11 protein-coding genes are annotated in these 15,635 nt (G+C 41.0%); 1 reads left to right on the top strand and 10 read right to left on the bottom strand.

The genetic code is table 11. The annotated features are described in order from the left end of the window. Window positions 1-12: 12 nt before the first annotated feature. The 7 genes from polA to citZ all read right to left on the bottom strand — a co-directional run bounded on the left by polA (window position 13) and on the right by citZ (window position 10,290). Window positions 13-2,658 carry a DNA polymerase I gene (gene polA / locus B7E06_RS08805; protein ID WP_082233619.1) on the bottom strand — a complete coding sequence of 882 codons (2,646 nt, stop codon included), beginning with the start codon at window positions 2,656-2,658 and terminating at the stop codon, window positions 13-15. Window positions 2,659-2,840: 182 nt separating this feature from the next. Continuing rightward, window positions 2,841-4,592 (bottom strand): two-component system histidine kinase PnpS, encoded by a 1,752-nt coding sequence (pnpS, locus tag B7E06_RS08800; RefSeq protein WP_082233618.1) that lies wholly within the window; start codon window positions 4,590-4,592, stop codon window positions 2,841-2,843. A 1-nt stretch (window position 4,593) separates the two neighbouring features. Next, the gene (locus tag B7E06_RS08795) at window positions 4,594-5,292 is read right to left on the bottom strand and encodes a response regulator transcription factor (RefSeq protein ID WP_082233617.1); all 699 of its coding nucleotides are present in this window, start codon (window positions 5,290-5,292) and stop codon (window positions 4,594-4,596) included. Between the two features lie 985 nt (window positions 5,293-6,277). Then, window positions 6,278-6,754, bottom strand: a complete 477-nt coding sequence (locus B7E06_RS08790; RefSeq protein WP_179134024.1) for a MaoC/PaaZ C-terminal domain-containing protein — start codon at window positions 6,752-6,754, stop codon at window positions 6,278-6,280. Window positions 6,755-6,833: 79 nt separating this feature from the next. After that, a complete protein-coding gene (gene mdh / locus B7E06_RS08785) occupies window positions 6,834-7,772 on the bottom strand; it encodes a malate dehydrogenase (RefSeq protein ID WP_082233615.1) in 939 nt (312 codons plus the stop codon). Between the two features lie 14 nt (window positions 7,773-7,786). After that, window positions 7,787-9,061, bottom strand: coding sequence for an NADP-dependent isocitrate dehydrogenase (gene icd / locus B7E06_RS08780; protein ID WP_082233614.1), 1,275 nt, complete (start codon window positions 9,059-9,061; stop codon window positions 7,787-7,789). Between the two features lie 113 nt (window positions 9,062-9,174). Further along, the gene (gene citZ, locus B7E06_RS08775) at window positions 9,175-10,290 is read right to left on the bottom strand and encodes a citrate synthase (protein WP_082233613.1); all 1,116 of its coding nucleotides are present in this window, start codon (window positions 10,288-10,290) and stop codon (window positions 9,175-9,177) included. 205 nt (window positions 10,291-10,495) lie between these two features. Here citZ and ytvI point away from each other — a divergent pair, with 205 nt between their 5' ends. After that, entirely contained in the window at window positions 10,496-11,599 is a 1,104-nt protein-coding gene (gene ytvI, locus B7E06_RS08770) for a sporulation integral membrane protein YtvI (protein WP_082233612.1), read from the top strand. A 719-nt stretch (window positions 11,600-12,318) separates the two neighbouring features. Here ytvI and B7E06_RS08765 read toward each other — a convergent pair. From B7E06_RS08765 to pfkA, 3 genes are all read right to left on the bottom strand, one after another. Then, window positions 12,319-12,711, bottom strand: a complete 393-nt coding sequence (locus tag B7E06_RS08765) for an FxsA family protein (RefSeq protein ID WP_082233611.1) — start codon at window positions 12,709-12,711, stop codon at window positions 12,319-12,321. Window positions 12,712-12,843: 132 nt separating this feature from the next. After that, window positions 12,844-14,604, bottom strand: a complete 1,761-nt coding sequence (gene pyk / locus B7E06_RS08760) for a pyruvate kinase (RefSeq protein WP_179134125.1) — start codon at window positions 14,602-14,604, stop codon at window positions 12,844-12,846. 33 nt (window positions 14,605-14,637) lie between these two features. Continuing rightward, a complete protein-coding gene (gene pfkA / locus B7E06_RS08755; RefSeq protein ID WP_082233609.1) occupies window positions 14,638-15,597 on the bottom strand; it encodes a 6-phosphofructokinase in 960 nt (319 codons plus the stop codon). Window positions 15,598-15,635: the final 38 nt, after the last annotated feature.

Here is a 15,635-nt window from a genome sequence, read left to right as displayed (position 1 = left end):
CATTCTCCTCATTTACTTTGCATCATACCAAGTCGGACCATAGGAGTGATCAACTTTGAGAGGTACATCGAGTTCGATCGTATGCTCCATAACATCTGCTACAACTTCAGCTAATTTCTCAACTTCTGACTTAGGAGCTTCAAGAATCAGTTCATCATGAACTTGAAGCAGCATTTGAGCCTGCATTTTTTCTTTTCTCAGCCTCTCGTCTAAATCAATCATAGCCTTTTTAATAATATCAGCTGCACTTCCCTGGATTGGTGTGTTCATCGCTGTACGTTCTGCAAAGCTTCTTTGATTAAAATTCCGACTCGTTATATCAGGAAGGTATCTTCTTCTGTTCATAAATGTAGAGACATAACCAAGTCTCTTCGCATTTTGAATCGATTCATCCATATACTGTTTAACGCCTGGATAGCTGTCTAAATATTTTTCAATGAACAGCTTTGCTTCTTTTCTAGTAATACCGAGACTTTGCGACAATCCGTAATCACTAATCCCGTAAACAATACCAAAGTTTACGGCTTTTGCCTGCCTTCTCATATTTGCTGTCACTTCATCATGCTCTACATCAAAGACTTCGCTTGCTGTCTGTGTATGAATATCTCTTCCTTCTTTGAAAGCTTCGATTAATTTTTTATCCTGTGCGATGTGTGCAAGTACTCGCAGCTCAATTTGTGAATAGTCACTCGCAAAAATAACCCAGTCTTCTTTAGAAGGAACAAACGCCTGCCTGATTTTTCTGCCTTCTTCCAGGCGAATAGGAATGTTCTGAAGGTTGGGCTCAATCGAACTGAGTCTTCCGGTTTGTGTAAGCGCCTGGTTAAAACGGGTATGAATTTTATTTGACTTTTCATCCACCACCTTAAGGAGTCCTTCAATATAGGTAGACTGAAGTTTTCCAAGCTGGCGGTATAAAAGAATCTTAGCAACCACTTCATGCTGGTCTTCAAGCTGTTCCAGCACATCAGCAGACGTTGAGTAACCCGTTTTTGTTTTCTTAATAACAGGAAGGTCAAGCTTTTCAAATAAGATCGGCCCTAGCTGTTTCGGAGAATTTAAATTGAATTCTTCGCCAGCCAATTCATAAATTTCACTTTTCACCTGATCAAGGCGCTGTTGTAAATCTGCTTTCATATCTTTAAGACGCTCTACATCTACTTTGACGCCACAGTATTCCATCTCACCTAAAATAAGCGTTAAGGGCATTTCAAGATCAGTGAATAGCTGGTGTTGCTCATTATCCTTCAGCTGCTTTTCCATTTTTTCTTTCAACCGATAAAGTATCTCTGTTTTTCTGACAACATGTTCATACATTACATTATTATTATCAGGAAGCTTCATCTTTGCCCCTTTGCCGTAAACCTCTTCATCATATTTCACAGCACGCTCGTCCAATCTATGGGCGATGGCTGGTATATCGTGATTGTTTTCTGAAGGATTGATTAAATAAGAAGCTAAGAGCATGTCAAACGTGACTCCTTCAAGAGTTATGCCGTGATGTCTTAAAGCGACATGTGTCCGTTTAGCATCAAATACCCACTTTTCTTTAGAAGGATTTTCAGCCCATGAATGAAACACGCTCGATTCCCGGGCATTTTCTATCGTAATAAAATAGCTTTTCTCTTTATTAACAATTGATATCCCCACTATTGGAGAATGGTGATAATTTTCCTGAAGCATTTCGACCACTAAAGCTTCATGCCCTGTGATCAGTTCTTCTTTCAGCTCAGTAATCACTTCAAAATTTACAGGCTCAAATTCTTCGCTAACAGCGGGTTCATCCTCATCCTCCCCCTGTGAAACCCGGGAAACGAGAGATTGAAACCCTAATTCACGGAATACGTTCTGGACTTTTTGTGATTCATACCCTTGGTATGCGATATCGCTTAAATCAATTTCAATCGGGGCCTCCCGTTCAATCGTAACAAGCTGCTTGCTCATAAAAGCCTCGTCTCTATTCGTTTCAAGCTTTTCTTTAAGTTTTTTACCGCTGACATCTTCCAGGTTGTCATAAAGATTTTCAAGCTTATCAAACTGCTTTAAGAGTTTAACTGCTGTCTTCTCTCCGACGCCGGGAACACCAGGAATATTATCAGAGCTGTCTCCCATCAGAGCTTTTAAATCGATGACCTGATCCGGACGGATGCCGATTTTTTCTTGTAAAAAGGCGGGATCATAAGTATCTACATTGGTGATTCCTTTTTTCGTTAAAGTCACTTTTGTCCGCTCACTGACAAGTTGAAGCAAATCCTTATCTCCAGAGATGACCTTTACATCATATTCCTTTGCATCAGCCTTTGTTGCTAATGTTCCTATGATATCGTCGGCTTCATACTGATCCAGTTGATAGAAGGGAATTCCAAAAGCTTCGAGCAATTCTTTTAATACAGGAAACTGTTCGGATAATTCAGGAGGGGTCTTCTGTCTGCCGCCTTTATATTCTGTGTACGTACTATGCCTGAAAGTGGTCTTCCCTGCATCAAAAGCAACCAGCAGATGATCAGGCTTATCCTCTTCTAAAATTTTCAACAACATTGTAGTAAAACCATATACAGCATTTGTATAAACACCTTTATCATTATTAAGTAAAGGCAGGGCAAAGAACGCCCGGTAGGCTATACTGTTTCCATCTATTAATACTACTTTTTCTGCCATATCGCTCAGCTCCTCACACTAAAACATCATACTATTTATTTTAGCATGTTCTTAAGCAAGAAGAAAAAAATCAAAAAAAAGCAGAAGTTATGAAAACTTCTGCCTAAAAGAGAAAACACCTTGGATGAAAGGGTTTCAATGGAAGAATACCAAAGGTTTATTAATCTAAAGCCTAATTATTATTAATTATTTGTAAATTCTTTAGGAAGAAGAACTGTGAACGTAGTCCCTTTTCCGGGTTCGCTGATTACTTGAACTTTTCCATGATGAGCTTCAACGATGTGTTTAACAATGGCAAGTCCAAGACCCGTTCCTCCTGAATTACGACTTCTGGCTTTATCCACTCTGTAAAAACGCTCAAAAATGCGGGAGATTTCCTCTTTAGGAATTCCTACCCCGTTATCAGATATACTTACTGCTACTTCCTCACCTTGATCTTCAAAAGACAGAGTGACTTCCCCGCCTTCACCAGTATAATTTACTGCATTTGAGAGCAAATTGAGGAAAACTTGTTTTAATCGGCTTGAATCCCCTTCTACAACAGCATCGCCCTGGATATTACTATAAAGCGAGATCTTTTTCTTTTTGGCTTGATTCTCCACCAAAGGAACAAGGTCTTCGAGAAATTTGTGAAATTTTATTTTTTCTAAAGTCAGGTGGAAATCTTCTCTTTCGACTTTTGTAAGCTCAAGTAAATCCTGAATGAGCGACTGCAGCCTTCCACTTTCTTTTAATATAATTTGCAGAAACCTTTCGAGCATAGCTTCATCTTTCATCGCCCCATCAAGCAACGTTTCAGAAAAGCCTCTGATAGAAGTGATAGGTGTTCGCAGTTCATGAGATACGTTAGCCACAAAGTCTTTCCTCATTTGTTCGAGCTTTTTCATATCCGTTATATCGTGAAATACAAGGACGACTCCTTTCCAGGCATTTTTCTCACTAAAAATAGGAGCCCCTGTCACTTCTAAATGCTTTTGATCAATATTTACTGGAAGAAGAATATGTTCCCGTACTGTTTCTTCGAACATATATACATTCTGAACGGCTTCATGAATCGCTGTATAAGGGATAGCCTCATGATATAGATATCCTACATAACTTTTCTTTTCCCCGCCGAAATTTTCCATAAAAGCACGGTTCACGAGGAGAATATAGCCTTTTTCATCAATAAGAACAAGACCGCTTCCCATGTTATTTATAACCGCTTCAAGTTGATTTTCCTGCATTCCCTTAGTACTTGTCATCTGTTGGAGGTTTCTCGCAAGGATGTTAATGGATTGACTAAGCTGCCCAGCTTCCCCAAAGTGACCTTCATACGTTCTTGCCTTATAGTTGCCTTTCGCCAGCTCGTTCGCTACATTTGCAGCAGATCGTATTGGCCGTACATATTTAGAAAAAATATTAAAACCGATAAGAAAGATAGCTGCCAATCCAAGCAACAGGGTTAGTCCAATTATGAGCCAAATGTTTTTCGTAATCGTCGAAAGTGATTTAACTGGAGAGATTAAAACAAGACTGCCCGCTGTATTATCCACTGTGAGAGGTGTTGAATAATAAAACACATCTTCTAAAAGCCGTCCTTTTTTCTGCTCCGCACTGTTTTGAACAGCAGTTAAAATCATCCTTTTATCTTCGTTCGTAATTTCTTCGTTTGCACTTATCGTATCAACTACCACTTCTTTATCGTTATTCACGTAGAGAACACTCGTATTTAATTGATCACTGAACTCCTCTAAAGCATCTGAGGAAATGTTTTCATCTTCAATGTAGCCTTTTACTGTATTAATAAAATACTCACTTTCTACGGAGATTCTTTCTTCAAAAATTGTAATGAAATAGCTTCTAGTCAACTGGGCTAACAATACACCCAGGCTTAGCATTACAATTATGACAAGAACCGTATAAGTGAGTAGAGGTCGTGTATTTGATTTCATCCTACTTAGGGACCTCCATCTTATACCCTAAGCCTCTGATCGTTTTAATATATACTGGTTTTTTTGTGTCCGGCTCAATTTTTTCACGCAAGTGGCTGATATGCACATCTACGATTCGCGTATCTCCAGCGAAGTCATAATTCCATACTGCGCTGAGCAGCTGATCTCTAGACAGCACTCTCCCAAGGTTCTGTCCTAAGTAATAAAGAAGTTCAAATTCCTTAGGAGTAAAAGTCAGCGGCTTGCCGTCAATTGTGGCTTCATACTGCTCAGGATAAATCATTAACTCTGCAACTTTAATACTCGGGGAAGCCTCTTCTTCAGAAGGTTCCCGAACCATTCTTCTCAAGATAGCTTTGATCCTTGCCACTACTTCCCTTGGACTGAATGGCTTCGTTAAATAATCATCAGCCCCTAGTTCCAATCCCAGTACTTTATCAAACTCGTCATCCTTTGCTGTGAGCATTAAGATCGGAGTATGAATCTGTTTTTGGCGGAGTTCTTTACAAACGTCCATTCCATCCATCTCAGGGAGCATTACATCGAGTACAATTAAGTCAAATTTTGTAGATGAAGCCTTCTCCAGGGCTTCTCTTCCATTATAAGCGACATCCGTTTCATACCCGGCCTGCTCTATATTGTACTGCAAGAGTGTTACAATGGATTCTTCATCGTCTACTATTAATATTCTCTGCTTCATGTTAATCACCTCGGCGGACAAAGTATGATACATATTCATCATACATTGAACTTTACACTTTAGCATTAATCTTAGGAATCTTTACATAAATATAACATTCCACAAAAAAGAGACTAAATACAATATTAGTCTCTTTTTCTGTAAGTCAAGATAGTATTCCGTTAAGTAATGCTGCTTACAACAATCCCAGTGGCATAGAAAAAGTGTCGCTTATTTCACCTTTGGCTCAAATCTTATTTGAACAGAAGAAACTGTTGCATTTACTAAAGTAAGAAAAAAGAGCTTGGAACGTCTCGCCATCTCTCTTGATGCTCCTTAGTTTGAACACTGAGGGAGGGCTGTTCCGTTTCTTTCGTTTGGATAAAAGCGGCCGGGAAATAGCTCGCTTTCCGCGGGGAGCCGGTGAGCTAGCTCTTTGCACTCGCAGATCTCACCATGGCTCTATCTCCCTGCAGGAGTCTCGCCATTTCCCATCCACTTAACCGTTGGTTGTATAAACGGAACGCTGTAGTTTCAGTAACCTTTCTAATGAGAATAGGCTTTCCTTACCCAATGTTCCGTTACACAAATAAGATAAAGGGCCAGGGGAAACGACGAGACTCCTATGGGAGAGAAGAACATGGTGAGATCCCGGAGGGCTAAAAGCCTGAGGAAGCTCACCGTTCACCCATGGAAAGCGAGTTGTTTCCCCAGGCCCGGTTCTCTATATTATGGTTAACGGAACTCTCTTCCCGTTTAAGTGAGAATCAAAGAAGACTCCTTAGAAGAGAAGAACAGGTGAGATCCCGGAGGGCTAAAAGCCCGAGGAAGCTCACCGTTTGCCCATGAAAAGCGAGTCGTTTCCCCAGGCCCGGATCTCTATTATGGTTAACGGAACTCTCTTTCCCTTTAAGTGGGAATCAAAGACCCAATGAGATCTAAAAGGGCAAAGCCCGAGGAAACTTACCGTTCGCTTTGGAACAGCAAGGCTTACTAGTATTCACTATTAATAAAAGTTCTCCAGCGAACTCGCGTTTAAGGATTGAGGTTCATAAGGAGGCCGCACCCACAATCTCCCTTCAACAATGCTGTCCCCTTCTTCATCATAACCGTGAACTTGCATCTCCACGATATGGTCTTTCTTATGAATGAGAGTAATCTCAGCCGTAACTTTTACTTCGCTGTAATGATATACGGGTTTATCAAAGCTGAGTTCCTGTTTAATAATATGGCTCCCGGGGCCGGGAAGGTGCATGGAAATTATAGAAGAAACCTTTCCAAAGATCATGAATGTGGGGACAATCGGGCGTTGATATGGGGTTTCAGAAGCATAATCATGCTGTATATATAGAGGGTTGGCATCATCCGTCAGACCCAAATACATCAAAAGTTCCTTGTCTTCAATTGTAAAAGACGATGTAAAAGCATCACCTGCTTTTAAGTGCTGAATCTTTTTCCCTAGTTTTCTTTTTTTACCTAGCATTATGTTCCCTCCTGTAAGTAAGCGTTTTCATATAAGGCTAAAAAAGGATTCGAGGAATCATCCCCGAATCCTTCTATACTTAGTTTAATACATTTAACACTTTTTTAACAGAGTCAGCTGATTTATCAAGCTGCTGTTTCTCTTCGTCGGTAAGTTCCAGTTCAATCACTTCTTCAATTCCATTACCGCCTAAAATCGTTGGTACCCCAAGGTAAATACCGTCATATCCATATTCACCCTCCAGATAAGCTATAGCCGGAAGGATACGGCGCTGGTCTTTAAGGATAGCTTCAGCCATCTGAGTTAAAGATGCCGCCGGGGCATAATAGGCACTACCATTCCCTAACAGGCCTACGATTTCACCACCGCCTGTACGGGCGCGCTTAACGATTGCATCCAGACGATCTTTAGGTATGAGCTTTTCAAGAGGAATGCCTCCTGCAAAAGAGTAGCGCACCAGTGGTACCATGTCATCTCCATGACCACCTAGTACGAAGCCTGTCACATCTTTTACAGACACATTCAGCTCTTCCGCTACAAATGTCCGGAAGCGGGCTGTATCTAAAACGCCTGACTGTCCGATTACACGGTTTTTAGGAAGGCCTGCTTCCTGGAATACAGAATAAGTCATCGCGTCCACTGGATTTGTGAGAACAATGATATAGCAATCCGGTGAGTATTTTACAATCTCTTTTGTTACATTCTTCATTATTTTAGAGTTTGTATTTACAAGATCGTCCCGGCTCATTCCCGGCTTGCGAGCAATGCCTGCAGTGATAATTACAAGGTCAGAGCCTTCAGTATCTTCATAGTTGGCCGTCCCGGTAATTTTGGCGTCAAATCCTTGGACAGGACTTGCTTCCAGCATATCAAGAGCTTTTCCTTTTGTTGGATCTTCCATATCTGGAATATCTACTAACACAACATCTCCAAGCTCTTTCTGGGCCAGCATTAGAGCTGTTGTAGCTCCTGTAAAGCCACTTCCGATTACTGAAATCTTGCTTCTTCGAATAGCCATAATGGTCCCCTCTCTTATCCCATATTTTTAATAAGGGCGTCACCAAACTCAGAACATTTAACTTCAGTTGCACCATCCATCATACGGGCAAAGTCGTAAGTGACTGTTTTGCTTCCAATTGTCTCATCCATAGACTTGGAAATCAGCTCAGCGGCTTCTCTCCAGCCAAGGTGTTCAAGCATAAGGACACCAGAAAGGATTACGGAAGATGGGTTCACTTTATCTAGACCAGCGTATTTAGGAGCCGTTCCGTGTGTAGCTTCAAAAATAGCATGTCCAGTTTCGTAATTGATATTTGCTCCTGGAGCAATACCAATTCCTCCTACTTGTGCTGCTAGAGCATCAGAGATGTAGTCACCGTTTAGGTTCATAGTTGCTACAACATCAAACTCTTTAGGACGTGTAAGGATCTGCTGAAGGAAGATGTCTGCAATGGCATCTTTCACAATAATTTTACCTTCTGCTTCCGCTTTGTCCTGAGCAGCATTCGCTGCGTCTTTTCCTTCTTTTTCTACAATGCGGTCATACTCGGCCCAAGTAAATACTTTATCTCCGTATTCCTCTTCAGCCACTTCATAACCCCATGCTTTAAATGAACCTTCAGTAAATTTCATAATGTTCCCTTTATGCACAAGTGTTACATTCTTACGGCCTTCATTTAGAGCAAATTCAATTGCCGCACGCACTAAACGCTTTGTACCTTCTGCGGATACCGGCTTGATACCGATTCCAGAAGTTTCAGGGAAGCGAATGTTATGTACACCCATTTCATTCTGCAGGAATTCGATAACTTTTTTAACTTCAGGTGTACCTTTCTGCCATTCGATACCAGCATAGATATCTTCTGTATTTTCACGGAAAATAACCATATCTGTGTCTTCCGGACGTTTTACTGGAGAAGGTACTCCTTCAAAGTAACGAACCGGACGCAGGCAAGTGAACAGATCAAGTTCCTGACGAAGAGCAACGTTAAGAGAACGAATTCCTCCGCCGATTGGTGTAGTTAAAGGCCCTTTAATAGCAATTTTATATTCACGAATAGTATCTAGAGTTTCAGCAGGCAGCCACTCGCCTTTATTGTCATAAGCTTTCTGGCCAGCTAAAACTTCTTTCCATTCGATCGATTTTTCACCATTGTAAGCTTTGTCTACTGCTGCTTCAATAACACGACTCGCTGCAGCCCAAATGTCAGGTCCGATGCCATCGCCTTCGATGTAAGGAATAATAGGTCGATTTGGTGTTTCCAAATTTCCGCTTTGATCTACTGTGATTTTCTGTGATTGTGTCAAAATGAACCCTCCTAAATTTATTGCACATATGATAGTGGGATAAATCCTCCCCTACTATCATACGTTATATTAACGAGAATAAAAAGTGAGAAAAGATAATGCTTTCTACAAGCTTATCGATCTTCTATAGGTGTATATTTCTGTCCTTTAGGCCCCACATATTCTGCACGTGGACGAATTAAGCGATTATCTGAATACTGCTCAAGTATATGAGCGAGCCATCCTGATACACGGCTTACTGCAAAGATAGGTGTAAATAAATCATGGTCAATACCAAGGCTGTGATAGACAGAAGCAGAATAGAAGTCTACGTTGGCTGGAAGACCCTTATTTTCTTTAATATAGTCTTCTATTTTAATAGACATTTCATAGTACTTGGAATGCCCTGTCAGCTCAGTCAATTCACGAGACATTTCCTTAAGGTGTTTTGCACGTGGATCTCCATTGCGATAAACACGGTGTCCCATACCCATGATTTTCTCTTTATTCTCTAGTTTCTTCTCGATAGCCGGGATGGCATTTTCCACTGAGCCAATCTCCTTAAGCATCGCCATTACCTGCTCGTTTGCACCGCCGTGCAGAGGACCTTTAAGGGCACCGATAGCAGCTGTAACCCCTGAGTATACATCAGATAATGTTGCTACACATACGCGTGCAGTGAAAGTTGAAGCATTCAGCTCATGGTCTGCGTGCAGGACAAGCGCTTTATTAATAGCCTCAATTTCAACGTCTTCTGGCTCTTTGCCATTAAGCATATATAAGAAATTAGCGGCAAAGCTTAGTCCGCTCTTTGGAGAAATAGGTTCTTCACCTTTTCTAATTCTGGAGAAAGCCGTAACTATTGTTGAAATCTTCGCCTGTAGTCGTACAGCTTTACGTTTATTAGCTTCTTCATCCATTTCATCCGCTTCACTGTCGAATAGTCCAAGCATAGAAATAGTCGTTCTTAAAGCAGCCATCGGGTGTACAGTTGAAAGATCATAAGATTTGAGATGATCAATAACTTCTTTTGGCAGTTCCATGTTATTGTTTAGTTCTTCTTTAAGACCATCCAGTTCAGTTTGTGTCGGAAGCTTTTGATTCCAAAGCAGATATACTACTTCTTCAAAACTGGAGTTGTTGGCTAAATCATCAATGTCATAACCTACATATGTAAGCTTATCATCAATGATTGAACTAATCTTAGATTCTGTCGCTGTAATACCTTCTAAACCTTTCGTTGACGCCATAAGATCTCTCCTTTTGAAATAATGCTACATTCCCTCCTGAGTAATGAGAAAACGCTTTACTTAATGTTCATTTATTAACTAGGATTTTTTTCCCCACGGACAATTATAAAGTATTCTGACTAGAAAGTGAATTGAAACCGGTTAATTTCCAGCAATTTATAGCAATTTTTCCTATATTTCATAGAAAGGAGCCATAAATTTCAACATGGTTACTAGGAACATTATCCTGAGATTTGCTGTAATAATTGGTGTTCTTTTCATATCCATTGCTATCCTTTTCAGCGTCTGGAATTACCTTTTCCCATTTGTCGCGGCTGTAATCATGGCCTGGCTCATGCAGCCTTCTATCCGCTGGCTTCATACACATTTCAAACTGCCAAAAGCGCTGGCTATAATCCTTCTGCTTTGTTCAATAAGCTTATTACTAATTAGTCTTACTACTCTTCTTCTAACTAGAGCTATATATTTTTTCAAGAACCTTTCAAATGAAGATTTCTCTTCTTATGTATTAATTGTTGAAAATATTTATAGCAAAATTATTGAATGGCTGGACAGGATTTTCGGATATATTCATACATGGGCAGGTTCTTTAAGCCTTGAAGGTAAGCAGACATTTTATGAGTCGATGGATAATACTAAACAGGCTGCGGTTAATACCGGAATGAAGCAGCTTCGTCAGCTGCTTGAATTGTTTACCGAAGGGCTTACCCATCTTCCTTACTTTTTCATGTCTTTTGGTATCTGTCTGATGGCAACTTTCTTCCTTAGCAAGGACTGGGATAAAATAAAAGGATTTACGGCAGCTAAGCTGCCTGTTCAGACAATGGAAAGAATAAGTCAATTATCCAACAGTTTTAAGCATAACATTTTACAGATGATAAAGGCACACATAATACTTATGATGATTACAATTTTTCTCGTATTTACCGGCTTGACTTTAATAAGCGCCCCTCATCCACTACTTATTGCACTCACGGCCGGACTGCTTGATTTAATACCATATGTGGGGACAGGAGTAATTTTCATTCCCTGGATTATCTATTTATTTTTTACAGAAAACTATACATTAACGATTCCTTTAGCTTTTTTATATATGATTATTCTGATTATCCGGCAGCTGGTGGAACCTAAGGTTTTATCTTCCCAATTTGGGGTACATCCTCTTATCTTGCTGGCAGGTCTTTTTTTAGGATTTCAAATTTGGGGAGGTTACGCCTTAATCATCTCGCCCCTGATCATCTCTTTTTCTAAGGCCGTGATTTCTTCTGGGCTGTGTCAGCACGTTTGGGCTTATATTATAAAAAGCTGAAGAAAATGGTTAAAATCGAAGGGTACATTTTACAGATAAATACTGCCTTGAAATTTACAGAAATTCGGGAAGAGGCACCGTTTACTATGATATAGAGAACCGAGCCTGGGGAAACGACTCATTTCCATGGGCGATCGGTGAGCTTCTTCGGGCTTTTAACCTTCAGGGATCTCACCTGTTCTTCTCTTCTAAGGAGGCTTCTTTGATTCTCACTTAAACGCGAAGAGAGTTCCGTTAACCATAATATAGAAAACCGGGCCGGGGAAACAGCTCGCTTTCCATGGGCGAACGGTAAGCTTCCACGTTAGCCTTCAGGGATCTCATCCTGTTCTATCCTCCCATAGGAGTCTCGCTGTTTCCCCAGGCCCTTTAAGTTTTTATAGTAACGGAACACTGAGTAAGAAAAGACTATTTCCTTATTGAAATTACAGCTTTCCGTTTATACGACTAATGGTAAAGAGGCTGGGAACTGACGAGACTCCTGTCGGGAAAAGAGTCAGGGTGAGATCCGCGAGTGCAACAAGCACCGGCTCCCCGCGGAAAGCGAGCTATTTCCCAGCCGCTTTTCTCCTACTGTTGTAAACGTAACCGCTTATTCCTAATAAGTGAGAACAAGGAAAATGGATAAATCCCCCGGAGATAGAGCCAGAGGTAAGAAGAGAAACGAGATGAGGTTTATTCCACAGAAAAAAGCTGCCGGGAAATCGGCAGCTTTTTTGCTATCTGCGATAGATAGTAATTGTGTTCTTGTTGGATAACCTTGTAATCAGTTTACGAATGCCTTCTTTTAAAGGACGTCTTGTAGAAGGTATAAGCAGAAGAAAACCAACCGTATCTGTCACAAAACCGGGAGCCAGCAGAACAACTCCTCCTACTAATACACACGCACCATCAAGTAAAGCTTCACCCGGCACTTCTCCTCTGGCCGTAGCTTCCTGAATTTTTCGTATCGTTTCGATTCCCTGCTGTTTCGCCAGCCAGGCACCGATAACACCAGTGGAAATAATTATTAAAACAACCCACAATGGGCCAATTTGACTTCCTGCCCATAATAGAATGCCTATTTCTATAGCTGGTACAATTAAGATTAAAAGAAATAACCAGCGGAACATAAGATAACTTCCTTTCACTCTTGTTTCTTCTATTATAAAAGAAACAAGTGCTAATCTCCAAAAAAGAGGCTTTTCAAGTTAAAAAATCCTTCAGAGCTTTAATTTCTCTGAAGGATTTTAGATTAACTATGGTTACAGGACGCTCGCATGTCCTTCATAAATATCTCCTCGTGTACTATCAAGAGTGATATCCATTCCATCTTTAATCGTCGTAAGAGCTTCTTCCACACCGACGATTACAGGGATGCCCAAACTTAGACCTACGACTGCCGCATGGGAAGTCAAGCCGCCTTCCTGTGTAATGATACCGCCGGCTTTCTCTATGGCCGGTATCATATCACGATCTGTACCATAGGTAATCAGAATGTTCCCATCTTCAACTCGATTAATTGCATCTTCTGCATCTTTAGCTACTACAGCGCGTCCGTAGGCTGTTTTTCTTCCAACGCCCTGTCCTTTTAAAAGTACATCTCCGATAACGTGTACTTTCATTAGGTTTGTATTTCCACTTTCTCCAACAGGAACTCCGCCCGTAATGATCACGCGGTCTCCACGTTCTACTACTCCAGAAGCAATCCCCTGGTCTACCGCTACATCAAGCATATCATCAGTAGATTGGGATTTGGGCCCCATTACTGCATATACGCCCCATACGAGAGACAGCAGACGGTTTACCCGCTCGTTAGAAGTAATCGCAACAATTGGAGCCTGTGGACGATATTTCGAAATCATTCGTGCTGTATGGCCGCTTTCTGTTGGTGTAATTACGGCATTCACTTGCAGGTTGATCGCTGTATGAGTTACAGACTGACTAATTGCATCAGTTATCGTCATATCACTATGTTTAGAGCGCTCACTTAAGATCGCCTGATAGTTCAGTCCTGTTTCTGTCTTAGTTGCAATATTGCTCATCGTTTCTACAGCTTCTAAAGGATAGTCTCCTGCTGCTGTTTCCCCGGATAACATAATGGCGTCAGTACCATCAAAAATCGCATTGGCAACGTCTGAGGCTTCCGCACGTGTGGGTCTAGGGTTGCGCTGCATAGAATCCAGCATTTGAGTTGCCGTAATAACAGGTTTACCTGCACGGTTACACTTTTTAATCAGCGCTTTTTGTACAAGTGGTACATCTTCAGGAGGAATTTCTACACCTAAGTCACCACGCGCGACCATAAGTCCGTCACTGATTTCCAGGATCTCATCAATATTGTCGACACCTTCCTGATTTTCAATCTTAGGAATGATCTGGATGTGACCGGCATTATGCTTTTCAAGAAGTTCTTTAATTTCGAGAACATCAGAAGCACGACGTACAAAGGAAGCTGCAATAAAGTCAACGTCCTGCTCAATTCCAAATTCGATATCCTTTGCATCTTTTTCGGTGATACCAGGAAGGTTTACACTTACATTTGGAACATTAACACCTTTTTTGTTTTTCAAAAGGCCGTTGTTTAAAATCTGTGCCTTAATTTCGTTCTGTTCTTTAATAATTTCTTCTACTTGAAGCTCAACAAGTCCATCATCTAAAAGGATTTTAGAGCCAGGGTGTACATCATTGATAAGACCAGGATAAGTTACAGAAAATCTTTCTTCGTCTCCTTGAATCTGATCCATTGTGACATAAACATACTTACCTTTTTCTAAATAAGCTTCTCCGTTTTTAAGTTGACCTGTTCTAATTTCAGGGCCTTTTGTATCCAGTAGAATAGCTACTGTTTTCCCTGCTGCAGAAGCTGCTTCACGGATATTTTTAATACGTGCTCCGTGCTCCTCAAAATCGCCATGGGAAAAGTTTAAACGAGCTACGTTCATACCTGCATCAATAAGCTTTTTCAGCATTTCAGTAGATTCTGAAGCTGGTCCAATCGTGCTCACAATTTTAGTTTTTCTAATCATTATATTTCCTCCTCAAAAGCCAATCCTCTATTAAATAGATAATTCTTTAGAAAGCTGATACATCTCAAGATCAACTTTGTGTTCGCGGTTTAATACTTCTAAAATATCATGATTGACTAGCTGGTTATTTTCTATACCGACCATAATGCCAGCTTTGCCACTCATGATTAAGTCTACTGCATATGCGCCTAGACGGCTTGCAAGTACGCGATCGCTTGCGGTTGGAGAACCGCCGCGCTGAGTATGTCCCAATACAGTAACCCTAGTTTCAAGTTCAGTGGCTTCTTCAACTCTGCGGCTGAGCTTATGGCCAGACGTCACACCTTCAGCTACCACAATAATGCTGTGCTTTTTCCCGCGTTCGTGACCACGTTTCAGCCGCTCGATGACTTCATCAAATTCGTCATCCATTTCAGGAATAATAATACTTTCAGCGCCATCCGCAAGTCCTGACCACAGCGCCAGGTCTCCTGCGTCTCTTCCCATTACTTCAATTACGTAAGTTCTTTCGTGGGAAGTAGCAGTGTCACGAATTTTATCAATCGCATCAATGATCGTATTTAACGCTGTATCAAATCCAATTGTAAAATCTGTCCCAGGAATATCGTTATCGATCGTACCCGGTACTCCGATACATGGATAACCCTGCTCCGTCAGTTTCTTAGCGCCTCGGAAAGTTCCATCTCCTCCGATAACGATCAGCCCTTCAATGCCATGCTTCTTCAACTGTTCAATCCCTTTACGCTGGCCTTCTTCTGTTTTAAATTCTTCAGAACGCGCAGAATAGAGCATTGTGCCGCCGCGTTGAATGATATCACCGACAGAACCCAGTTCCAATTTCTCAATAGATCCTTCCATAAGCCCCTGATAGCCATGCTTAATCCCATAAACTTCAAGATTATGATAAATAGCCTTACGAACGACAGCACGAATAGCTGCATTCATACCAGGCGCATCTCCTCCACTAGTTAAAACTCCAATCTTCTTCATTACCTTCACCTCAAAAGTTATACTTTTTAACTGTGTGC

Source organism: Halobacillus massiliensis, assembly GCF_900166625.1.
In the GTDB taxonomy this organism is placed as follows: Bacteria; Bacillota; Bacilli; order Bacillales; family Halobacillaceae; genus Halobacillus_A; species Halobacillus_A massiliensis.
Note: the sequence above shows the minus strand (reverse complement) of the source record. Positions and strands in the feature narration are given on the sequence as shown.